This window comes from Chordicoccus furentiruminis, from assembly GCF_019355395.1.
GTDB lineage: Bacteria > Bacillota > Clostridia > Lachnospirales > Lachnospiraceae > Chordicoccus > Chordicoccus furentiruminis.
Map to the genome: position 1 here is coordinate 2,196,848 of NZ_CP048829.1, position 21,793 is coordinate 2,218,640.

Sequence of the window (21,793 nt, forward strand, 5' to 3'; positions counted from 1 at the left end):
TTGAAAATGAGGGCTCCTGAGCCACCATGCCCTGAGCCCTCGGCATTTTTGCAAGATCGGTTTTACAGCGACGCCATCTTACTTTCCCGCAGCTGCTTCACCTCGGTCTCCGTCATTCCCGTATACTCCGCGATCTCCGCATCGGAAAGAACACCTTTTTGGATCATGCGGAGAGCAGTCTCCTTGCGATTATCCGCAACGCCTTCGCTGATTCCCTGAGCTATTCCTTTTGCTATTCCCTTCTCCTCAATCATCGCACTATAGTTACACATGCGTTCCACCTCCGCTTCCATCTTATTCGTCACCGGAATTCCGAAATGGTCCTGCAGCGCTGCCAGCTTTTTCTTCGGTTCCAGATCTCCTGACAACAGGGTCGACAGCATACGATGAAGATCCGATCCTGGATTCACTGCCTTACCGCCTTCGTTGTCCTTCTTTCGGTACTCCTCCACGCCATACTTCAGAATCCAGGCGAGGATTGGTTTGTTGGCCAGAAGTTGCTTGACGTTCTCATCGAGTCTGGCATGTGCGTCTGCAGTTACGATCGCGCTTCCAAGTGCATTTAAGCAACTCTCCATAAATGGCCTCCTCTCTTGGCGAAAGTCATCCGGAAACAGTAACGTTTGCACTTATCATATCACAGGTGAAGAGGGGAGTTTGTGAAACCTGATAGCACGATCCATCCGAGTTTTGGGGTGAAGCGAACGAGACCGACAGATACTGCTAGCTTGTCCCGGGCGTGAGTGAGGAGTGCCGGTCTTAGGTGTATCATCCTACAGTTTATGGAATACATAAACTGCGCTATAGTTATTTTATGGCTCCGGCTGAACGCGGAGCGCCTGGCACCCGATACGTAAGGAACGTGCGACAATGAAGATCTATTTTGCCCCGATGGAGGGGATCACCACAAGCCCTTTCCGCAACGCTCACGCCGCAATCTTTAAGGGCGTAAACAAATATTATGCACCCTTTATCAATGTGACTGAAGCGAAGGGTCTCAGCCGGTCAGAGAAATACGACCTTTCTGCGGATGGGAACCCGGAATTTGACATCCGTGAGGGCAGGCTCGTGCCGCAGCTGATGGGGAAAAATCCGGATTTTCTGGCAAATGCAGTCCGAGGGCTGGAAATGGCCGGCTATCCCGAAGTGAACCTGAATTTCGGATGCCCGTCCCCGACCGTGACCAGTCGAGGCAGAGGAGCAGGTATACTACGTGATCCGGAAGAAGTTGACAGGCTTCTTGACGGTATTTTTCTGAGACTTGACGGGAAGATATCGATTTCCGTCAAGACCAGAATCGGCATGGAAGAAAATCTGATGCCTCAGCTGATCCAGGTCTACAATCAGTATCCGTTGTCAGAAGTCACGGTCCATCCCAGACTTGGAAATCAGGGGTATAAGGGATCGCCTGATCTCGAAAGCTATGGGGAGGCGGCTGCATTTTCGACTAATTCGGTCGTGTATAATGGCGACATTCTGAAGTCTTCCGATGCAGAAGCGATCATGACGAGGTTCCCCGAAACGTCCGCCATCATGATTGGCAGGGGGCTGGTGATGAATCCTGCCCTGGCGGAATCCATCCTTGGGATCGCGGAAGAGGGCAGCAGGATGAAACACTTCCAAGACCGGATCCTGCGTCTTTATAGAAATGCACCCGCCGACGATGGAGGAATCCTCGCCAGGATGAAAGAGCTGTGGGGATTCTGGGTCAGACCTCTTGAAGATGAGGACGGCACGCTGCCATCCCGGATCAGGAAGCATTATAAGGCACTGAAAAAATCGCGGAATATGGCGGAGTACGTGGCGGCATCGGAGATACTCATGGAATGTATTCAAGAGGCATAAGATAACGGGGGAGTGCCTGGCACCTGGCTCACGGAAAGCGATAATCCCGATAATTGGCAAATGTTCCCGCGGATGTCGCATAATCCTTTCCACGGTAAAGGCAGGTCAGATGAGAGGCCGGTATCCCCGACAGGTCCGCAAAGTTATCCAGCCCTTTCAGAAATCTCCGGTTCATCGTCTCCGAAAGTTTGATTTCATATGCGTTGAGATCCGTCCCGCGTTCTGTCAGGAGATCCACCTCGTTCTGGTTTGTATCACGCCAGAACCAGGCGGCCGGCTCCCTTCCCAGAATATATTGCTGCTTCATATATTCCGTAACAACCATATCTTCAAAAACGGCCCACGCCTGGTCGCTTTTCTTCAGCTGTTCTTCCGTCTCGATTCCAAGAAAATAGCAGAGCAGACCTGTATCATAAAAGTACAGTTTAGGTGATTTGATCAGCCTCTTTGAATAATTTCGGTAATAGGGATGAAGCCGATAGATGACATAACTCTGCTCCAGAATAGAGAGCCATGCATTCGCAGTCGGAATGGTGATGCCTGCCTCATTTGCCAGAGAGGTCATGTTCAGCACCTGTCCGACCCTGGATGCACATAAGCGGACAAACAGTGAAAACTGCGCATTGTCTGCGATCCGTCTTACGGATCGGACATCTCTCTCGATATAAGTCATTACATAGCTGGGAAAGTAATCCGTCGGATCGATTTTCTTGTCATACAGCCGGGGATATCCTCCGACCAACATCTGATTCCAGACAGATTCCGGAAGAATGCCGGCATCCTTCAGTTCGCCAATGGAAAAAGGTGCCATTTTCAGAACCGCACATCTTCCTGCAAGGCTTTGCGAAATGGATTCCATCAGCAGAAAATTGTGGGAACCGGAGAGAATGTATTGCCCTGTTTCATCCCGTGCATCAATCTTTGTCTGAATATAAGAGAAAAGTTCCGGAACCCGCTGCGCCTCATCAATGATCACATGATCATCATATTCTGAAAGGAAAGCCCTCGGGTCTTCCATAGCCAGTTCACGGATATCCGGGTCTTCCAGTGAAACATAACGGTATTCCGGCAGGGCATGCTTCAGAAGAGTCGTTTTGCCGCACTGTCTTGTTCCCGTCACGGTCACAACCGGAAACTGTCGGATGGATTTGCTTAATTCTGCCTGGATCGCTCTGCTGATCATGACGATATGTCCCTTCACAATTGGTCGTTTTATGAAAATACCATATCACGGTTTATGAAAATCATAAACTGCATTTTATGATTTTCATAAAAACCAATAGAGATTTTGACTGTTTTCGCTTCATCATCGGGCTCATACGGACAGGCGGCATTTCCTCAGGTTTTCTTGTTCCGAATACAACGCGGAGAATTGAGAATCTTGTGAAAGACTGGTATCCCATCGTGGAGCGTCACGACGGGAATGGAGAGTCAAGGCTTGTTGTCGTAAATGACGGGAGCAAGGATGATACCTGCGAGATGCTCCTGAAACTTGCTGAGGAAAGACCTTTGCTTAAGCCGCTGACAAAGAAGAACGGCGGGCATGGTTCGGCGGTACTTTTCGGCTATCGCTATGCTGTCCGGCATGGAGCGGATTTTATCTTTCAGACCGATTCGGATGGCCAGACCAATCCGGACGAATTCGAGGAATTCTGGAACCACAGGAATGAATATGACGCCCAGTTCGGAAACCGCACTGTCCGTGGCGACGGGCAGCAGAGGGCGTTTGTCGAGAAGACCCTCTGCCGCATTCTGAAGCATTATTTCAAGGTTGAGATCCCGGACTCCAATGCACCCTTCCGGCTGATGACAAGAGATTATGTCGATGAGTATATTCAGAAAATGCCAGCCGATTATAATTTACCCAATGTCATGCTGACGACGTTCGGGGCCTTTTACCACAGGAAGATCCATTTTGCCCCGATTTCATTCAGGCCCCGCCAGGGCGGTGTCAATTCGATCAACGTGAAGAAAATCGTGAAGATCGGACGGCAGGCCCTGAGGGACTTCAGAAAATTCCGGGAAGAGATGGGCGTCTGATAAGGATTACCCCACGTACCGGTGAATCGTATCCCGCACGGCTCCGGGCCCCGCGAGCATTTCCCGAAACATCGCTTCCACCTTGTCACCGACCCCGGCTTTGTAGAGATCGATGAAGAAAATACGCTCGTTGGAAAGGATCGGACGGAGCTGGTCCGTGAACGTCTCCGATTTTCCGACCACGATCCCCATGAGGGCGTCTGTCAGCTCCTCGTTCATTGGATCGGGCGCGAGCTCGAAGCGGCTGCCGTTATCGTCGACTGCGAGCAGATAGCGGAGCCAGCCGGCGATGCCGAGCGGGATGGCGGTCAGTTTTTCGGCGCTGCCATATTTCGCGACATAGGCCTTGATCGTCTCGCCGAAACGGATCCCGACCATCTGCGAGACGTCGACAGACAGACGGAGGTTGGTGTCGCCCAGATATTCATTTACGAAGCGGTCGCGGAACAGTTCGTCTGCAAATGCTTTCGGTGAGAGGATCTTCGGGTCCTCGACCATCGCGATGCCTTCTGCCTCCACCATCTGCGCCATCTTCATCGCGTCCGGATTGTGATTCAGCATATGCGCGAACAGCGGCTCACCGAGCACCACGCCGATCGGACCGAGCGCGGAATGCACTGGATTGAGGCAGGCCGTGACTTTCATCCGCTCCGCGAGGTTGACAGTCTTCCGGTCCGTCAGATAGACTCCCTGGCCTTCTTCAAGAGCCGGCCGTCCGTTCGGGAAGTGGTCCTCGATCACCAGGTACTGCGGCTTCTCGGCATTTGCGAATGGCGCGATGAAAGTCTTCTTTGACGTGATGACAGGCTGCATGTTTTCGACACCCATTTTCTCAAGATCATCCGCGATTGCCTCGCTCGGGCGCGGTGTGATTTTGTCGATCATCGTCCATGGAAATGCAACTGTCTGTTCATCCTGCACGTAGGATACGAAATCGTCTCCGACGAATCCCTTCTTCTGCCACTCATCGACCATCGTGAGGACGGCATCTCTCAGTTTCTTTCCATTCTGGGAGCAGTTGTCCATCGAGACGAGCGCAAGCGGTTTCTTTCCGTTCTGGAAGCGGGTGTAGAGCATAGAGGTCACAATCGCGACCGCACTGGTTGCCTTTTCCGGACCGTTTTCGATGTCGTTCTGAATGAATGGAAAATAGGTGCCATCTGACTTTTTCAGCGCGTATCCTTTCTCCGTGATCGTGAAGGAGACGATCTGAAGGTCGGGGCTTGAGAAAACCTCCTTCAGGCGATTCCACTGGACCGCATCATGGCAGTCTGCTTTGACCGCTTCAGCGAGGGATGCGATCACGCGGACATCGCGGGTCCCGTCTCCGTTTAAGATCACACTCAGGCCCAGGTTGTCGAACGGCCTGTAGATTTTGTCGACGATCTCGTAGTCGAACGTCTCCACGCAGGTGAGGCCCCGGTCCAGAAGGCCTCTCTCGATCAGGTCATCCGCAATGCCTCCGATGAAGATCCGGAAGATGTTGCCGATGCCGAAATGCACCCATCTGGGCGCGCGGATGGCCTTCTCTGTCACGCCCCGGACATTATAGGACGGCAGGACGATGCCGGCTTTTTCCCATTGTGCCTTGTCTTTTAAACCTTCATCTGACAGGATCATGTCATTCCCTCCATTTCCATCATGTTGATAAGGTGTTCCCGGTCTGGTCTGCATTTCCCGAAATGACCACGATGAAGCCTGTTATGATGCTGCGGCGCTTCTCTCAATCCATCTTACCACGGGTGCGTTCTTTTGTGTTCTCTCAGCTTGTTTGTTCCGGCCATCCCGGTGTTTCGTGGTATAATAGCAGGGTCTGTTTGTATTGTATGAGGGGAGCTTGATTTATGACCGATGAGAAGAAAAAGGTTTTCTGGCCGATTCTTGAAATTTTTATCATAGGAATTCTTGCACTTGGCTTCTCGACGTATGCCTCCTGTAATTTCTGGGTGGTGAGAGATAATACTTCCGATTCCAGCGTTTTTTCATATGTCGCAAGAGTGATTTTAAACGGCGGAATGCCCTATCGGGATGCTTTTGACCATAAAGGACCGCTTATCTATCTGATCAATGTCGTCGGTCTTCTGATTTCCGATTGGAAAGGGATCTGGGTCATTGAAGTGGTGACGCTCTTTTCGACGTTCTTTATTATGTATCGGATTGCCCGGCTTTTTGTATCGAGGATCTGGTCGCTCCTGATTCTTCTGACCTCTTCGTGCCTTCTCGGAACATTTTATAAGGGCGGAAATCTCACGGAAGAATATGCGATGCCCTTTATCGCGGCAGGGATCTATATATTTATTGATTATTTTGTCAATCACCGTATTTCGAAGATCCGTCTTGTGATCTGCGGCGCTTCCTTCGCGGCAGTTCTGATGCTTCGGGCCAATATGTGTGCTCTTTGGATTGTGATGTGCATTGTGGTTCTGGTCCAGTGCATCATCGAAAAGAGATACAGGGACCTGGGAGGATTTCTCTTATGGTTTATCACAGGCGCCCTGCTGGTGATCCTGCCGATCGTCATCTGGCTTGGTGCAAATGGTGTGTTAAAAGCATTTGTTCAGGATTATCTTGTTTTCAACGGGAAGTATACATCTGATTCGAAATGGGCATCTACCGGTCATAAGGTCGATTCTTTTACCTATTTCGCGAACCGGAGCATTGTTCTTTTCACGGGAATCGGGATGCTGTATGTTTCTTACAGAAAACGAAAAATCTTTGATATCACATATACGCTTTATCTTGTTGTGAATATGCTGATGATCAGTATGTCCGGTCAGTCTTATGAGCATTACGGCATGATTCTGATCCCGGCTTTTGTCTATCCATTTGTGAGGATGACAGGGATTCTGTATGAGAGCCGGAACAGAACACTGGCAGACTTCTTCATGCTGTACCTGATCTGCATCTTTGCCGCCCCGTTCTGGCTCGGGGCATTTGATAGTGCGGTACAGGTCATGTCCGCAAGAAAGCATGGCAATTCGGATCAGATGTCGATCAGTGTGAAAGAGACGGCGGGTATTGTGGATGGAAATACATCTGAGAACGACCGCATCATGGTATTTGGAAACTGGGATATCATCTACAATCTGTCAGACCGGTTCGCATCAAATGAATATTCGTATCAAGCGCCGGTTCTCTCCATCGACAAGGAAAAGGCAGCTGATTTCTGGAACAAGATGAATGAGAACAAGCCAAAAGTGATTGTTTACCCGAACAACGTCGGCCCATCTCATAGAGAAAAATGTGATGCATTCCTGAGGGATAACGGGTACGTTGAAATCGGGAGAACGACCAATCAGGGCACGCCCGGGGCGGCTATCTATGCGCTCCAATGAGAGAAAGAAGGAAGAGCAAGTTTGAAAAAAGAGGTAGGCGGTTAGATATCGTAAAGAGGGCATAGCAAACAAACCCTCAAGGGGTCTTTGAAAAGCAAATATAGACACGACCTAATCAGGAAGCAGTGACGGGCAGATCGTCTTTGATGACGTAGCCTCTGAGCTTCAGCAGATTAAGTGCCTGCGAAGTAGTGAGAATCTTTTCTGTCTTCACAGGCCGCGGAGCAAGATACCCTTCAGCTGTATACGGCTTCAGATCTGTCAGTATGTGCCAGATAGCGGTCAGGAGCATACGGCAGACAGCGATGATGGCTTTCTTGTGCCCGCGGTGGGATTTGATACGGCGGTAACGTTCTGTGATCTCCGGATGTTTCTTCGATTTGATCAAAGCATTTGCAACTTGCACCAAAACTGGTTTAAGATAGGAACCAGCACGGGAAATCCGAGTGGATTTGATCTTGAAATTGCTTTGATCGTTACGGGGACAGCATCCTGCCCAGGAAACAAGATGTTTGTCTGTCGGGAACACAGACATGTCGCCGCCAATCTCAGAGAGAATCTGAATCGCCGTAAAAGGGTTTTTGTCGAAACCGGGGACAGTGCGGATCAGTTCGAGAGCGTCAAGGTACGGATCAGAAACGCGAAGGATTTCCCGTTCCATTTCTGCCTTGTGCTTTTCCAACTCATCGATGTGGTCCAGACACTGACGAAGCTTTATAGCCTGTTCTGGAGAGACAGCGCCGTCAACAGCGGCTTGGATTTCTTCAATTGGGGTCTTGCATCTTCTATCCACAAAAGGAGTGACATCAAAGGTTTCACCGGGATGGGCGAGGATGTATTCCGTAATCGATCTGGAAGACTTCCCGAACACGTCGCTGAAGACATCGTCAAGTTTGAGGTTTGATACAGTCAGACAATTCTGTGCACGGTTCTTCTCACCTGTCAGCATGTTGGTGAGTTTGAACCGGTACCGCACTAAATCCCGAAGATGACGAATCTCGGCGGGTGGGATAAAGGAAGGCTTGATCATGTCGCACATGAACAGATCGCATATCCACTTCGCGTCCTTACGGTCGGTCTTATTCCCTTTTTGTGGTTTGGTGTACTTAGGGTGAGCAAGTATCACGTTGCATGTCTTTTCAAGGACATTGAATACCGGGATCCAGTACTTGCCGGCAGATTCCATGCATACATCGGTACAGTTGTAAGAGGCGAGCCATGCGGCGAGATCCCGCAGACCTCTGGAGAAAGAGGAAAACATCTTTTCCTTATATTCTGTCCGGCCGTTTGCATCCGTGAGTCCAATGCAGGCAAAGATCCAGGTCTTGTGGACATCAAGGCCACAGCAGTTAAAACGAAAGATTTTAAAAGCCAATAAAACACCTCCTGATATTTTGTAGTTGCAGGAGCGGCGGTGACTGGTCATCCGGCGAAATCGAGACAACTTCGGAAGAGATAAGTTTACGGGCTACGAGATGCGCCATTCATTGATGCCTTAAGGATGACCGGCAACATATAGATATGCGAGGTAGGCCGCTATACCGCCCCGCCACTCACCTCCACGTGCTCTGTAGTGTGCCGACCCTGCAAGAAAAAGATATCAGGAATTGAGAATAGTAGAAAGAGCGAAAGCACCTCGATTTTCATGACCCCATCGGTGCCTTTCGCCAGAAAGGCGGAAAATAGATATGGTTGATCAGCTTTATATCGTGGTTCCGGCCTATAACGAGGCTGCAAATATTGAGAATCTGGTAAAAGACTGGTACCCCGTCGTGGAACAGCATGACGGGGGCGGGGCGTCAAGACTTGTTGTCGTGAATGACGGGAGCAAAGATGATACCTATGAGATACTTCTGAAACTCGCCAAGGACAGGCCTATGCTTCAGCCACTTACAAAGAAAAACGGCGGTCATGGCCCGGCCGTGCTGTTCGGCTACCGCTATGCGGTTGAAAAAGGAGCCGATTTTATCTTTCAGACCGATTCGGACGGCCAGACCAATCCGGACGAATTTGAGGCATTCTGGGATAAACGGTATGAGTATGACGCACAGTTCGGGAACCGCACGGTGCGTGGTGACGGGCAGCAGAGGGCGTTCGTCGAGAAAACGCTCTGCCGGCTTCTGAAGCATTACTTCAAGGTGACCATACCGGATTCAAATGCACCGTTCCGACTGATGACAAGAGATTATGTCGAAGAATACATTCAGAAAATGCCGGCTGATTATAATCTCCCCAATGTCATGCTGACGACGTTCGGGAACTATTACCACAGGAAGATCCGCTTTATTCCGATCTCCTTCAGGCCCCGCCAGGGCGGCGTCAATTCGATCAACGTGAAGAAAATCGTGAAGATCGGACGCCGGGCCCTGAAGGATTTCAGAAATTTCCGGGAAGAGATGGGCGCTTGATGCGATCACATTCTTCCCCCCGTGGTTTCCGGGGGAAGATATGCTTTTTATGAAATGCACCCGCCCCCGCACCCATCCCGGTGAATCGCGGCCAGCACGACACAGAGATCCGCGTGTATTTCCCAAAATGAACACGATGAAGCCCGTTATGATGCTGGGGACTTTTCTGCACTCGTCTTACTATGTCGGGTGCTTTTTTGTGCTTTTTCCTGACTGCATTATAGCGGATCATTCAGAAAGCTCATAGAAATGAATCGATGATTATCACTGTAGTGATATAGTAAAAGAGGAGGTATAAAGAATGATGACCCGCGCATACCGAAAAATCGATCTGAATCTTCTCCGGAAAACTGAAGAGCACGGACTGGACCAATTCGGCGGGCGTTCTCGATGCGCCGGCGATGAAGATCCGCTTTATGCATTTTTATCATATCATCAAAGTGACAGACGATGGAAAGGCGAGCTGTCGCCTCATCCTTCTGCATGGCAGAAATATCAGATTTTATCTTAGCACGGCAGGCGAGTCTTTCGCTTTGTTTACGCTGCTGAACCGAAAAGAATCCCTTGAGGCGGATCAATTGACAACACGTTCGACCGGTGCTAATCTGAGTGTACAGTTGAAAGTACAATTCTATGGAATCGCGGATGACGGATATGGGAGAGACCCGGCGGGACTTTATTTCATGAGGCCGGGCGCCGAAGGGGCCAGAAACTCTCAGGCAGACGAACCGTATCCTGACGCACCCTGGAAAGCGGAAGCGCCGACGAAGTAACGTGCGGACAGGGTGACACAAGTCCGGAAGGCACGGAATCTTTCAGGCAAAGAGACAGGGACATGCAGCTGCCAGCCCAATTGGATCGGGCTGGCGGGCTGCATGTCCCTGTCGTTTTATTCGGGTAAGCTGCGTCTGGCAGCAGGATTCTCGTTCCGGGCTTGCACGAATGGCGTGGCGTGTGGGTCTCGAAAAGGAAAGGAGGAAGGTTATGGAACTGAAGAAGACGCCGCTTTATGACGCGCATGTGGCAGCGGGCGGGAAGATGGTGGAATTCGGCGGCTACTGTATGCCGGTTCAGTACAGGACGGGCGTGATCCGGGAGCATATGGCTGTGCGTGAGGACTGCGGGCTCTTCGATGTCTCCCATATGGGGGAAATTCTTGTGGACGGCCCGGACGCGGTGGCGAACCTGAACGAGCTTTTGACGAATGATTATACGGAGATGGATGTCGGCCAGGTACGTTACAGCCCGATGTGCAACGAGAATGGCGGCACGGTGGACGATCTCATCGTGTACAAGTTCGGGCCGGGCCACTATTTTGTCGTCGTCAACGCGGCCAACAAGGACAAGGATTTCGAGTGGATGACAGTGCACCGTTTCGGAAACTGCACGATGCAGGATATTTCATCCTCCGTGGCGCAGCTCGCCTTGCAGGGGCCGAAGGCAGAGACGATTCTGAAGCGGCTGACCGCGGAGGAGAACATCCCGAAGAAGTACTACACAGCTCTCCGGGACCGTCCGGTCGGGCCATACAGCTGTGTGATTTCGCGCACAGGCTACACAGGATCAGACGGGTTTGAGTTCTACATTGCCTCTGACCACGCAGTTGATCTCTGGAATCTTCTTCTTGAGACGGGAAAGGACGACGGGCTGATCCCGTGCGGACTCGGTGCCCGCGACACGCTTCGTCTGGAAGCCGGCATGCCTCTCTACGGGCATGAACTTTCGGACAGTATCTCTCCGCTTGTGGCTGGCCTTGGGATGTTCGTTAAGATGGAGAAGCCATCGTTTATCGGAAAGGTGGCGCTTGAGAAGGCAGGGAAGCCGACAGAGCGGCGTGTGGGACTTAAAGTCACGGGACGCGGCATCGCCCGTGAGCACCAGGGCGTCTGGGCCGATGGACGGCAGATCGGCGAGACGACATCCGGCACGATGGGACCGTACGTCGGGTATCCCTGCGCGATGGCGATTGTCGATATCGCGTTCCAGGAGCCGGGGATGCAGGTCGAGGTGGACGTCAGAGGAAGACGCGTCGCGGCGGAGGTCGTGAAGCTGCCGTTCTACAAGAAGAATGGTTGAGGGTAAGCCTGATAGTAACCGCTGCTGTGAGTTTTGAAGGGGCGGGGAACGAGTGGTACTTCTTCTCCGCACGGCGGGGAAGATGCATTTTCAAAAAGAGGAGGAACGCACATGAACATTCCGGAAGAGCTGAAGTACACGAGAACGCATGAGTGGGTGAAGACGGAAGACGGTGAGGCAGTGATCGGTATCACGGACTACGCGCAGGACGCGCTCGGGGACCTTGTCTTCGTCAATCTGCCGGAGGAAGGTGATGACGTGACGAAGGGCGAGGCATTTGCGGACGTTGAGTCGGTCAAGGCGGTCTCCGACGTGATCTCGCCGGTGACGGGAAGTGTGAGTGCGGTGCATGAGGAGCTGGCGGACGAGCCTCAGAAGATGAATGAGGATCCGTACGGCGCCTGGTTCATCCGGGTGAAGGACATCACCGATACCGAGGAGCTGCTTTCGGCAGAGGAGTACGCAGCGTTTGTGAAGGAAGAGCAGGAAAAGGCGGACTGAATTTCCCGGAAACTCTGTGAAAGGAGGATTGCGATGGGAGACTATGTGCCGGTCACAAAAGAAGAGCAGCAGGAGATGCTGAAGACTTGTGGCCTTGAGAAGATGTCTGACCTCTACCGGGACATTCCGGACGAGGCGCGCCTTAAAAAAACACTCGATCTTCCGGAGGGGAAGAGCGAACTGGAGGTGCGGCGTGTGCTTGGAGGTCTTGCCGCGCGGAACCACATCTTTCCGACGATTTTCCGCGGGGCGGGGGCATACCGCCACTATATTCCGGCGATCGTTGATCAAGTAACGGACCAGGAGGAATCGCTTCGGACCGCGTATACGCCGTACCAGGCGGAGATCAGCCAGGGCGTGCTGCAGGCGATTTTTGAGTACCAGACTGATATCTGTGAGCTGACCGGCATGGACGCGTCCAACGCGTGCGTCTACGACGGTGCGACCGCTGCCGCAGAAGGCTGCGCGATGTGCCGTGACCGGAGGCGCACGAAGATCCTGGCGGCCGCGACGGTGGACCCGAAGGTACTCTCGGTCGTGAAGACGTACAGTTTCGGATCGGGTGCTCAGGTGGAGGTGATTCCGGAGAAGGACGGCGTGCTCGATCAGGATGCACTGATAAAGGCACTGACGCCGGACGTGGCCTGTCTTCTCCTGCAGTCACCCGATTATTACGGAAATATCGAGGAGGTCCGCGCGATTGCGGATGCGGTGCATGCGGCAAAGGCAAAGATCGTGCTCAGCATGAACCCGATCGCGATGGCCGTGCTCGAGACGCCGGGAGAAGCCGGAGTGGACGTGGCCGTGGGCGAAGGTCAGCCGCTTGGCCTTCCGCTCGGGTTCGGCGGCCCGTATGTCGGGTTTATGGCGACGACGGCGAAGATGATGCGTCATCTGCCGGGCCGGATCGTCGGCGAGACGACGGATGTCGACGGAAAGCGGGGCTACGTGCTCACACTTCAGGCCCGTGAGCAGCATATCCGCCGGGAGAAGGCGAGTTCCAATATCTGCTCGAATGAAGCGTTCTGTGCGCTGAAGATTTCAGCTTATCTGGCTGCGATGGGACCGGAAGGACTTCGCGAGGCAGCCGTCCAGTGCAGTTCGAAGGCGCATTATCTTCAAGGCGTGCTCGCGGAAGCAGGCGTGAAACCCGTCTATGATAAGCCGTTCTTCCATGAGTTTGTGACGGACTGCCCGGATGCTGGAAAACTTCTCCGGGCGCTTGAGGAGAAAGATATTCTCGGAGGTCTGCCATTATCGGATAGAAGAATCTTATGGTGCGCGACCGAGATGAATACAAAGGACGAGATGGATCTGACCGCGTCTGTCGCAAAGGAGGTGTTCGGATCATGAAGCTGGTATTTGAGCGAAGCAGGTCAGGACGGGGCACAGCCTATCTTCCCGCGCTGGACGTACCGGAGGTTCTGCCGGACAGTCCGGAGCGCGGAAAGCCTCTCCGGCTGCCGGAGCTGCCGGAGATCGAGGTCGACCGGCACTACACGGAGCTGGCGCGTGAGGCCTACGGCGTGAACGACGGTTTCTATCCGCTCGGTTCCTGCACGATGAAATACAACCCGGCGATCGATGAGGCTGTGGCGTCTCTTACGGGATTCAAGGATATTCATCCGCAGCAGCCGGGGGAGACAGTGCAGGGCAGTCTTGAGCTGATCCATGAGACTGAGCATGCGCTCTGCGAGATCACAGGTGTGGATTCGTTTTCGCTTCAGCCTGCGGCAGGTGCTCACGGAGAATTCACGGGGATGCTGCTGATCAAGGCTTATCATACCTCCCGCGGGGACACGAAGCGGACGAAGATCATCGTGCCGGACTCTGCGCACGGGACGAACCCGGCGAGCGCGGCGATGGCAGGGTTTGAGGTCGTGAGCATCGCATCGGATGAGCACGGCTGCGTCGATCTCGATGCTTTAAGAGCGGCTGTCGGGGAGGACACCGCGGGTCTTATGCTCACAAACCCGAACACGGTCGGCCTTTTTGATCCGCATATTCTGGATATCACGAAGATTGTGCATGACGCGGGCGGCCTCTGCTACTACGACGGGGCGAATCTGAATGCGATCATGGGTATCGCCCGCCCGGGCGACATGGGCTTCGACGTCGTGCACCTTAATCTTCATAAGACGTTCGCCACGCCGCACGGCGGCGGAGGTCCGGGCAGCGGGCCGAGCGGATGCAAGGCGTTCCTTGCTCCGTTCCTCCCGGGAACAAGGACGGAGGAGTTGCCGGAAGGAACCTTTACTGAGGTTAGAGGCGCTGAGAGCGTCGGGGACGTCCGCTCGCAGCGGGGCAACTTCCTTGTCGTCGTGAAGGCATACGCCTACATCCTGTCCCTCGGAAGGGAGGGCGTGGCGCATACCGCAGAGAGCGCGGTACTCGATGCCAACTATATGATGGCCAAGCTTAAAGATTATTATCCGATGGCGTATGACACGATCTGCATGCACGAATTCGTGATGACGCTCGAGAAGATGAAACACGAGATCGGTGTCAGCGCACTCGATGTGGCGAAGGCACTTCTTGATGAGGGGATCCATCCGCCGACCATGTATTTCCCGTTGATTGTACATGAGGCACTGATGGTGGAACCGACCGAGAGCGAGACGAAGGAGACGCTGGACGCAGCCGTCGACGTGCTGATCCGGATCCACGATGAGGCGTACCGCGATCCGGAGAAGATGCACAGGATGCCGTATCACACGCCGGTCCGGCGGCTTGACGAGGTGAAGGCGGCCCGGACGCCGGTGATCCGGTATAATTTCGGAGAAGGCTGAAACACACCCCATGGGCTGCCGGCTTGTCATCGATCGGAGGAAAAGACAGGGACTGCAGCTCTTTCGGAGGGATAGGATGGTTTCCGAAATGGGCAGGACAGCGCAAAGCATTCAGTGCGATGGACAGGAAGGGAGCGGACTATGGTCACAGAACTTGCGATGATTGAGACGAAGAATACGGACCCGCGTCACAACCTGGCGCTCGAGCGGTACCTGACCATGCACACGGAAGAGGGCGAGTGCATTCTCTACCTCTGGCAGAACCGGAAGACGGTCGTGATCGGGCGGAATCAGAACGCCTGGAAGGAGTGCCGGGTCGACGCGCTTACGCGCGACGGAGGATTTCTGGTCCGCCGTCTCTCGGGTGGCGGCGCGGTCTTTCATGATCTCGGGAACCTCAATTTCACTTTCTGTGTCCGGAAGGCGGATTACGACCTTCCGCGGCAGCTCGAGGTGATTCTCCGGGCGGTCCGGAAACTGGACATTCACGCGGAGAAGACCGGGCGCAACGATATCACGGTCGACGGGCGGAAACTTTCGGGGAATGCATTTTTCGAAAGCGGTGATTTCTGCTATCACCACGGGACGATCATGCTGAGCGTCGACACAGACCAGATGACCCGGTACCTCAACGTCCCGGAGGACAAGCTGCGCTCGAAGGGCGTTGCGTCCGTCCGCGCGCGTGTCGTGAACCTTGTGGAACTCTGCCCTGGGATCACGGTGCCGTCACTTTCGGAGAAGCTCCGCGAATCGTTCGGCGAGGTGTACGGTTTGCCGGTGGAGACAGTGACGGAAGCGGACGCGGACAGCCGGGAGGTGACGGAGTGGACAGAGCGGTTTTCGTCCTGGGATTGGATATATGGCCGCCGGATCCCGTTCACCAATGAGCTCAAGTGGCGCTTCTCCTGGGGAAATGCAGACCTCGCCGTGAAGGTAAACGGGGGCAGGATTGAAGCGTGCCGGATCTGGTCGGATGCGATGGAGCAGGAGAAAATTTTGGCGGCGCAGGAAGCGCTGACTGGGTGCCGGTATGACCCGGCGGAGATAGCGGAGACGCTTCGGTATGTCCCGGAACTTCAGGGGGCGCCCGGGATGCGGGATGACCTGATTGCTCTTTCGGAAGTGCTTTGCTCCTAAGGCAAGAACGGGCACTGCGATGGAGTGCGAAGTAAGGGAGGCGTTTCGGAAGAATCTGAAACAAGTCCGGATTTCTGATGCCTGGATATGAGAAGGATGCAGAACGATGTGCCGGGAGGACAAGGAGGATTCCGTTCAAATGAGTGAAAGAGAAAGATTTGATCTGGTCGTGATCGGCGCAGGGCCTGGTGGTTATGAAGCAGCATTTGAGGCCTCGCGCCTCGGGATGACCGTTGCCCTGATTGAAAAAGAAGCGCTCGGCGGAACGTGCCTCAACCACGGCTGTATTCCGACAAAATCACTGCTGCACGCGGCCGATCTTTACGATGAGATGAAAAGAGCGGATCGGTTCGGGATTCACGCGAACGCGGTCACATACGACCTGAAGGCGATGAAGGAACGGAAGGACGACGTGGTCCTTGCACTTCGGGACGGGATCGCGGCGACCGCGAAACAGAAGAAAGTGACTGTGCTGACAGGCGTCGGAGTGATCGAGGGACCGCATACGGTCCGCGTGGGTGATGAGGAGATCGAAGCCCGTTTTATCCTGATCGCCACCGGTTCCCGGGCCTTCGTCCCGCCGATTCCGGGGGCGGATCTTCCGGGTGTGGTGACAAGCGACGGGCTGCTGGAGCAGACGGAGCCCTGCCGGAGGCTTGTGATCATCGGCGGCGGAGTGATCGGAGTGGAATTCGCGTCGCTCTACAGCCGTCTGGGAGCGGAGGTGACGGTGATGGAGGCGCTGCCGCGCGTTCTTTCGAACATGGACAGCGAGCTCTCCCAGAGTCTTAAGATGCAGCTGAAGAAGCGCGGCGTCCGCGTGCTGACTTCTGCGCGGGTGGAGGAGATTCGCCGGACGGAGGAGGGGCTGACCGTATTGTACGAGGAAAAGGGAATCCGGAGCGAGCAGGGCGCCGACCGGGTGCTCATCGCAGTGGGGCGCAGGCCGTACACAGAAGGACTCTTCGGGGAACACACGGAGAGACCGGCGGCGGAGCGCGGACGGATTCTCACCGATGAATACGGGCGGACCAGCGTGCCGTCGCTGTATGCCTGCGGCGATGTCACCGGCGGCGTCATGCTCGCCCACGCGGCGGCGGCGGAAGGCCGGAACGCGGCGGCTCATATGCGATGGGTGCTTGACCGGGAGCGGGCGGCAGGCGGAAACCGGGAGGAAGGCGCGGCGGATGCGGACAGCCTGCCGGAAAGCGCGCTCCGGACCGAAGAGGAGCTGAAGAGGAGTCTCATTGATACATCGGTGGTTCCTTCCTGCGTCTATACAAGTCCGGAGATCGCTTCCGTGGGGCTGACGGCGGCTCAGGCGAAGGAACAGGGCATCAGGACGGTGACAAAAAAATATGTGATGACCGCCAACGGACGCACGGTCCTTTCGGGCGGGGAACGAGGCTTTATCCGGCTGGTGTGCGCCGGGGAGGACGGCCGGCTGCTGGGCGCACAGCTCTTCTGCGGGCGGGCGGCGGACATTGCGGGTGAGCTGGCGGACGCGGTGGTGAACGGCCTTACGGCCGGAGATCTGGGACGCGTGATCCGTCCTCATCCCACCTTCTGCGAGGCGGTCACGGAGGCGGCGCGGAGCTGAGCGCCGGCCGCGCCGCCTTCTCCGCGGCGTCACGGTGACTGTCCGGCGGATCCGGTCCGCACCGTTTTTGCCTTCTGCCGGTCTGCCGCGCCGGACGGAATAAGAAGACGGCCGGATTGCTCTGATGAAAGAACAATCCGGCACGCTTTGTTTGTTTATGACAGAAGAAGCGGACAAAAAGGCAAAATACAAAAACAATGTGATGATGCAGAACAATCTGTCAGATAAATGGATTGACGATTCTGCCCGAAGCCTTTATCATGATAAAGTGAAAAAATGATCAGGACGGATGGATGTCCGGACAGACAAGAAGGAGGAATGAATCAATGAAGAAGCTGATCGCAATCGGGCTGAGCGCGATGATGACGATGTCGATGACGTCGGTGGCGGCGATGGCGGATTCGTCGGCGGCCGAGGCGCCGGATGTGGATCTGAGCGGGAAGAAGATCTGTCTGATCCTCCCCGGCAGCATCGATGACCAGGGCTGGAACGCGACAAACAACGCAGGCGCGGAAGCCGCCGAGAAGGAACTGGGCGTGAAGATCGATGTGGTCGAGTCCGTTCCGGCGGAGGAATACGAGTCGACTTTCGTGGAGTACGGGGAGAAGGGCTATGATCTGATCATGGCAGCCGGCAGCCAGTTCGACGAGGCGGCGACGACGGTCGCCCCGGATTATCCGGACTCTCTGTTCTGCGTCATCAACGGCCAGGCGGCGGAATCCGACAATCAGTGCCCGGTCTTCCCGAAGGAATACGAGGGTTCTTATCTGGCGGGCATCATGGCCGGCTACGCGACGACGAACGGCCAGTTCGCGACGATGGGCGGCGAATCCAACGAGCCGATGGTCAAGCTGCTGGATACATATGAAGCGATGGCGACGAAGATCGCCGGCGACCGCGGCATCAGCGGCGCGAAGGCGACCCGTTCCTTCGTCAATTCCTGGACGGATGTATCCGCGACGAAGGACCTCACTTCCTCGATGATCGACAACGGAGCGGACACGGTCTTCTGCTACTCCAACGAGGGGACGTCCGGCGCGATCCAGGCGGCCGAGGAGAAGGGCGCGAAGTTCATCGGCTTCTCTTCCAACAAGAATGACGAGTCCGACTGTGTGTACGGCTCGGTGGCGATGGACTGGGCGAACGTCTATCCGACGATCGTGAAGAACGTGATCAGCGGCGCATGGACCGGCGAGACCCAGATCGGCGTGAAGGAAGGCGTCTTCGCGGTCGACTACACGGATCAGTGCTCGGATGAGTGCAAGGCGGCGGTCGATCAGGCCGTGAAGGATATCACGGACGGCAAGATCGACTTCACACAGTATTTCGGGGACACGGTCTCCGGAGCGGAATCCGCCGCTTCATGACCGGATCGCCGGAAGGGGAGGGGCGGTGCGTCGGCACGGCCCCTCCTTTTCGGCTGTGACGATCCGGTATTGATGCGGAATCAGGAAGGATGGAGTGAACTATGGAAGCACCGGTTGTTGAGCTGCGGCATATCACCAAGCGGTTCGCGAAGGTCCTCGCCAACGACGATGTGTCGCTTTCGGTAGGATGCGGCGAGGTGGTGGCGCTGCTCGGAGAAAACGGGGCCGGCAAGAGCACGATCATGAAGATCCTCTACGGCCTCTATCATGAAACCTCCGGAGAGATTCGGGTCGACGGCGTCCGGCGCCGCATCCGGTCGCCGAAGGACGCGATGGCGCTCGGAATCTCGATGATCCAGCAGCATTTCTCGCTGGTGGACGCCCACACGGTGACGGAGAACATCATCCTCGGCACCGTGCGCGGACGGATCGACTACGCAGCCGAGGAGGAGAAGATTCAGCGCCTGTCCGACCGCTATCATTTCGGCGTGCCCGCCGGCGCGCGGGTCCGGGATCTTCCCGTCGGCATCCAGCAGAAGGTGGAGATCCTGAAGGCGCTGCACCGCAACGCCCGGATCCTCATCATGGACGAGCCGACCGCCGTGCTTCTCCCTCAGGAGATCGAGACGCTGATGCAGTTCATCCGTTCCTTCGCGGCGGAAGGCAATTCCGTGATCTTCATCACGCATAAGATGAAGGAGGTCATGGAGGTCGCGGACCGGATCATCATCATGCGGAACGGCCGGATCAGCGGCGAGGTGGAGAAGACCAGGACGAGTACGTCCGAGCTGGCAAGGCTTATGATCGGACACGACCTCGAGGCGCTTCGGAAGGAAAGCGATCCGGAAGGCGGGCGGAAGGTCCGGCTTGAGGTGAGGGATCTCACGGTTCAGCCGGAGAACGGCGTGGCGCTGCTCGACCATCTGAGCTTCGACCTTCATGCCGGCGAGATTCTCGGCGTGGCCGGCGTATCGGGCAACGGACAGCAGGAGCTCTGCGAGGCGCTGTACGGCGCGCTGCCTCCGACGGACGGCACGGTCCGGCTCGACGGAACGGACGTCACGCGTCTTGACGTCGGGGGCCATATCCGGAAAGGGGTCGGCTACTGCGCGTCGGACCGCTACCGCTACGGGATGGTACCCGCGATGTCGCTCTCGGAGAATATGATCCTGAAGGCGAGCCGCCTCGGCCGCTGGGACCGTCACGGCTTCATCAGCTGGCGGAAGGTTGACCGCTACACCGCGGAGCAGATCCGGGCGTATCAGATCAAGGCGCCGGATCCGTCGGTGACGGCCGGCTCGCTCTCGGGGGGCAACCAGCAGAAGCTGGTAGTCGCGCGGGAGGCGGATATGGGCGAAAGCCTCCTGATTTTCGACCAGCCGACGCGGGGGCTCGACCTCGGGGCGATCAACAATGTGCAGAAGGTGATTCTCCGGGAGCGGGCGGCCGGCAAATGCATTCTCCTGATCTCCACCGAACTGTCCGAGCTCTTCGAACTGGCGGACCGGATCGCGGTGATGTTTCAGGGACGCTTCATGGGAATTTACCGGCCGGGCGACCTGACGATGGAATCCATCGGACTTCTGATGGCCGGCGTCCGGCCCGAAGCAGCGAAGGAGGAGTGACGAATGGACAGAAAACATGAAGCGGCAGACCTGATTCTCTGGACAGGTCTTGCCTTTATTCTCGGACTGGCCGTCTGCTTCGCCTTCCTGCCGCTGATGGGGATCCGTCCGGGCGAAGCGTTCGTGACGATGTTCGGCGGCGTGTTCTCGGATACCTACACGATGGGAAACATCCTGGTCAAGACAGCTCCGCTGATCCTGACGGGACTCGCATTCGCCTTCACGTTCAAGGCGAACCTCTACAATATCGGCGCCCAGGGCCAGTTCTATGTCGGCTGTACCTGCGCCGTGTCGGTGTCGCTTGGCCTTGCCGGGAAAATGCCCGCGCCGGCCGTCATCGTGCTGGCGATGCTCGCCGCGATGGGCGGCGGAGCGGCGGTGGGCTTTCTGATCGGCTTTCTGAAGGCGCGCTGCCACGCCAACGAATTTCTTGTCAGCATGATGTCCACCTATGTGATCACATATATGATGCAGCTGCTGCTCCGGACCGTTCTGCAGGAAAAGAAGCATGAGTACATCAAGACCAACCAGCTGGACCGGTCCGTCTGGCTGCCGAAAATCATCGACGGAACCTCGGTCTCCGCGGGCATCATCATCTCGGTCGTCACAGCGGCGGTGATCTGGGTGATTCTCTACCGGACGACCTTCGGGTTCCGGATCCGCGTCACCGGACTCAACGCGGAGGCCGCGAGACTTTCGGGCATCAGCCCCGCGAGGGAGTGCATGGCGGCGTTCGCGGTCAGCGGCGCGGTCGCCGGGCTGGCCGGCTTCATCGAGGTCAACGGGATGCAGCACATGCTGCTGACCGGGCTGGACTCGTCAGTGGGCTCCTATGGCATCGGCATCGCGATTATGGCGAACGCGAACCCCATCGGCGTGATCTTCGCCTCCCTTCTTTTCGGAATTCTTCAGGTCGGAGGAACGGTGCTTTCCCACTCCACGGACGCGCCGTCGAGCATCATCGACCTGATGCTGGGATTTGTGATGCTGTTCGTGCTGATTTCCTTCTTCTTCCGGCGGCGGGCGGCCGTGGCGAGGATGAAGAAGCGCAAAGCAGGGGAGGAATGACA

Annotated in this window: 19 protein-coding genes and 1 riboswitch; of the genes, 14 read left to right on the plus strand and 5 right to left on the minus strand. The window is 55.6% G+C overall.

Features of this window, described 5'->3' with window-relative positions:
* Nucleotides 1-62 precede the first annotated feature (62 nt).
* Entirely contained in the window at nt 63-578 is a 516-nt protein-coding gene (locus tag G4C92_RS10010) for a hypothetical protein (RefSeq protein ID WP_274939711.1), read from the minus strand.
* Nucleotides 579-870: 292 nt separating this feature from the next.
* Between G4C92_RS10010 and G4C92_RS10015 the strand changes: the two genes are divergently transcribed.
* Nucleotides 871-1,845 (plus strand): tRNA-dihydrouridine synthase family protein, encoded by a 975-nt coding sequence (locus tag G4C92_RS10015; RefSeq protein ID WP_274939712.1) that lies wholly within the window; start codon nt 871-873, stop codon nt 1,843-1,845.
* A 28-nt stretch (nt 1,846-1,873) separates the two neighbouring features.
* Here the strand turns inward: G4C92_RS10015 and G4C92_RS10020 are convergent, their stop codons facing one another.
* On the minus strand, nt 1,874-3,028 hold the full coding sequence (locus G4C92_RS10020; RefSeq protein ID WP_274939713.1) for an ATP-binding protein: 1,155 nt from the start codon (nt 3,026-3,028) through the stop codon (nt 1,874-1,876).
* Nucleotides 3,029-3,228: 200 nt separating this feature from the next.
* On the opposite strand from G4C92_RS10020, the gene G4C92_RS10025 reads away from it, so the two are divergent.
* Nucleotides 3,229-3,885, plus strand: coding sequence for a glycosyltransferase family 2 protein (locus G4C92_RS10025; RefSeq protein ID WP_274939714.1), 657 nt, complete (start codon nt 3,229-3,231; stop codon nt 3,883-3,885).
* A gap of 6 nt (nt 3,886-3,891) precedes the next feature.
* On the opposite strand, the gene G4C92_RS10030 is transcribed toward G4C92_RS10025, so the two are convergent.
* On the minus strand, nt 3,892-5,505 hold the full coding sequence (locus G4C92_RS10030; RefSeq protein WP_274939715.1) for a mannitol dehydrogenase family protein: 1,614 nt from the start codon (nt 5,503-5,505) through the stop codon (nt 3,892-3,894).
* A 224-nt stretch (nt 5,506-5,729) separates the two neighbouring features.
* On the opposite strand from G4C92_RS10030, the gene G4C92_RS10035 reads away from it, so the two are divergent.
* Nucleotides 5,730-7,220 carry a hypothetical protein gene (locus tag G4C92_RS10035; protein ID WP_274939716.1) on the plus strand — a complete coding sequence of 497 codons (1,491 nt, stop codon included), beginning with the start codon at nt 5,730-5,732 and terminating at the stop codon, nt 7,218-7,220.
* Nucleotides 7,221-7,335: 115 nt separating this feature from the next.
* Here G4C92_RS10035 and G4C92_RS10040 read toward each other — a convergent pair whose 3' ends face one another.
* Nucleotides 7,336-8,595, minus strand: a complete 1,260-nt coding sequence (locus G4C92_RS10040; RefSeq protein ID WP_274939340.1) for an IS110 family RNA-guided transposase — start codon at nt 8,593-8,595, stop codon at nt 7,336-7,338.
* A 313-nt stretch (nt 8,596-8,908) separates the two neighbouring features.
* Between G4C92_RS10040 and G4C92_RS10045 the strand changes: the two genes are divergently transcribed.
* Nucleotides 8,909-9,628 carry a glycosyltransferase family 2 protein gene (locus G4C92_RS10045; RefSeq protein WP_274939717.1) on the plus strand — a complete coding sequence of 240 codons (720 nt, stop codon included), beginning with the start codon at nt 8,909-8,911 and terminating at the stop codon, nt 9,626-9,628.
* Nucleotides 9,629-9,846: 218 nt separating this feature from the next.
* Here G4C92_RS10045 and G4C92_RS10050 read toward each other — a convergent pair whose 3' ends face one another.
* The gene (locus tag G4C92_RS10050) at nt 9,847-10,113 is read right to left on the minus strand and encodes a hypothetical protein (protein WP_274939718.1); all 267 of its coding nucleotides are present in this window, start codon (nt 10,111-10,113) and stop codon (nt 9,847-9,849) included.
* Between the two features lie 160 nt (nt 10,114-10,273).
* A riboswitch (glycine riboswitch) is annotated at nt 10,274-10,369 on the plus strand.
* A gap of 243 nt (nt 10,370-10,612) precedes the next feature.
* Here G4C92_RS10050 and gcvT point away from each other — a divergent pair.
* The 10 genes from gcvT (at nt 10,613) to G4C92_RS10100 (ending at nt 21,791) form a co-directional block, all read left to right on the plus strand.
* Entirely contained in the window at nt 10,613-11,704 is a 1,092-nt protein-coding gene (gene gcvT / locus G4C92_RS10055) for a glycine cleavage system aminomethyltransferase GcvT (RefSeq protein WP_274939719.1), read from the plus strand.
* A gap of 111 nt (nt 11,705-11,815) precedes the next feature.
* Nucleotides 11,816-12,205 carry a glycine cleavage system protein GcvH gene (gene gcvH, locus G4C92_RS10060; protein ID WP_274939720.1) on the plus strand — a complete coding sequence of 130 codons (390 nt, stop codon included), beginning with the start codon at nt 11,816-11,818 and terminating at the stop codon, nt 12,203-12,205.
* Between the two features lie 33 nt (nt 12,206-12,238).
* Nucleotides 12,239-13,558: an aminomethyl-transferring glycine dehydrogenase subunit GcvPA gene (gene gcvPA, locus G4C92_RS10065; protein ID WP_274939721.1), complete on the plus strand. Its 1,320-nt coding sequence runs from the start codon at nt 12,239-12,241 to the stop codon at nt 13,556-13,558.
* Entirely contained in the window at nt 13,555-14,994 is a 1,440-nt protein-coding gene (gcvPB, locus tag G4C92_RS10070) for an aminomethyl-transferring glycine dehydrogenase subunit GcvPB (RefSeq protein ID WP_274939722.1), read from the plus strand. The genes gcvPA and gcvPB overlap by 4 nt, the downstream gene beginning before the upstream one ends.
* 141 nt (nt 14,995-15,135) lie before the next feature.
* Nucleotides 15,136-16,131, plus strand: a complete 996-nt coding sequence (locus tag G4C92_RS10075; RefSeq protein WP_274939723.1) for a lipoate--protein ligase — start codon at nt 15,136-15,138, stop codon at nt 16,129-16,131.
* Nucleotides 16,132-16,270: 139 nt separating this feature from the next.
* Nucleotides 16,271-17,731, plus strand: coding sequence for a dihydrolipoyl dehydrogenase family protein (locus G4C92_RS10080; protein ID WP_274939724.1), 1,461 nt, complete (start codon nt 16,271-16,273; stop codon nt 17,729-17,731).
* 124 nt (nt 17,732-17,855) lie between these two features.
* Nucleotides 17,856-18,011 (plus strand): hypothetical protein, encoded by a 156-nt coding sequence (locus G4C92_RS10085; protein ID WP_274939725.1) that lies wholly within the window; start codon nt 17,856-17,858, stop codon nt 18,009-18,011.
* Between the two features lie 46 nt (nt 18,012-18,057).
* Nucleotides 18,058-19,098 (plus strand): BMP family protein, encoded by a 1,041-nt coding sequence (locus tag G4C92_RS10090; protein ID WP_274939726.1) that lies wholly within the window; start codon nt 18,058-18,060, stop codon nt 19,096-19,098.
* Between the two features lie 101 nt (nt 19,099-19,199).
* Nucleotides 19,200-20,723 (plus strand): ABC transporter ATP-binding protein, encoded by a 1,524-nt coding sequence (locus G4C92_RS10095; protein ID WP_274939727.1) that lies wholly within the window; start codon nt 19,200-19,202, stop codon nt 20,721-20,723.
* 3 nt (nt 20,724-20,726) lie between these two features.
* Nucleotides 20,727-21,791: an ABC transporter permease gene (locus G4C92_RS10100; RefSeq protein WP_274939728.1), complete on the plus strand. Its 1,065-nt coding sequence runs from the start codon at nt 20,727-20,729 to the stop codon at nt 21,789-21,791.
* Nucleotides 21,792-21,793: the final 2 nt, after the last annotated feature.

Coding starts and splice junctions, on each gene's coding strand:
- G4C92_RS10010 (WP_274939711.1), bottom strand. CDS start 578: ATGGAGAGTTGCTTAAATGCACTTGGAAGCGCGATCGTAACTGCAGAC.
- G4C92_RS10015 (WP_274939712.1), top strand. CDS start 871: ATGAAGATCTATTTTGCCCCGATGGAGGGGATCACCACAAGCCCTTTC.
- G4C92_RS10020 (WP_274939713.1), bottom strand. CDS start 3,028: ATGATCAGCAGAGCGATCCAGGCAGAATTAAGCAAATCCATCCGACAG.
- G4C92_RS10030 (WP_274939715.1), bottom strand. CDS start 5,505: ATGATCCTGTCAGATGAAGGTTTAAAAGACAAGGCACAATGGGAAAAA.
- G4C92_RS10035 (WP_274939716.1), top strand. CDS start 5,730: ATGACCGATGAGAAGAAAAAGGTTTTCTGGCCGATTCTTGAAATTTTT.
- G4C92_RS10045 (WP_274939717.1), top strand. CDS start 8,909: ATGGTTGATCAGCTTTATATCGTGGTTCCGGCCTATAACGAGGCTGCA.
- G4C92_RS10050 (WP_274939718.1), bottom strand. CDS start 10,113: ATGCAGAAGGATGAGGCGACAGCTCGCCTTTCCATCGTCTGTCACTTT.
- gcvT (WP_274939719.1), top strand. CDS start 10,613: ATGGAACTGAAGAAGACGCCGCTTTATGACGCGCATGTGGCAGCGGGC.
- gcvH (WP_274939720.1), top strand. CDS start 11,816: ATGAACATTCCGGAAGAGCTGAAGTACACGAGAACGCATGAGTGGGTG.
- gcvPA (WP_274939721.1), top strand. CDS start 12,239: ATGGGAGACTATGTGCCGGTCACAAAAGAAGAGCAGCAGGAGATGCTG.
- gcvPB (WP_274939722.1), top strand. CDS start 13,555: ATGAAGCTGGTATTTGAGCGAAGCAGGTCAGGACGGGGCACAGCCTAT.
- G4C92_RS10075 (WP_274939723.1), top strand. CDS start 15,136: ATGGTCACAGAACTTGCGATGATTGAGACGAAGAATACGGACCCGCGT.
- G4C92_RS10080 (WP_274939724.1), top strand. CDS start 16,271: ATGAGTGAAAGAGAAAGATTTGATCTGGTCGTGATCGGCGCAGGGCCT.
- G4C92_RS10085 (WP_274939725.1), top strand. CDS start 17,856: ATGAAAGAACAATCCGGCACGCTTTGTTTGTTTATGACAGAAGAAGCG.
- G4C92_RS10090 (WP_274939726.1), top strand. CDS start 18,058: ATGAAGAAGCTGATCGCAATCGGGCTGAGCGCGATGATGACGATGTCG.
- G4C92_RS10095 (WP_274939727.1), top strand. CDS start 19,200: ATGGAAGCACCGGTTGTTGAGCTGCGGCATATCACCAAGCGGTTCGCG.
- G4C92_RS10100 (WP_274939728.1), top strand. CDS start 20,727: ATGGACAGAAAACATGAAGCGGCAGACCTGATTCTCTGGACAGGTCTT.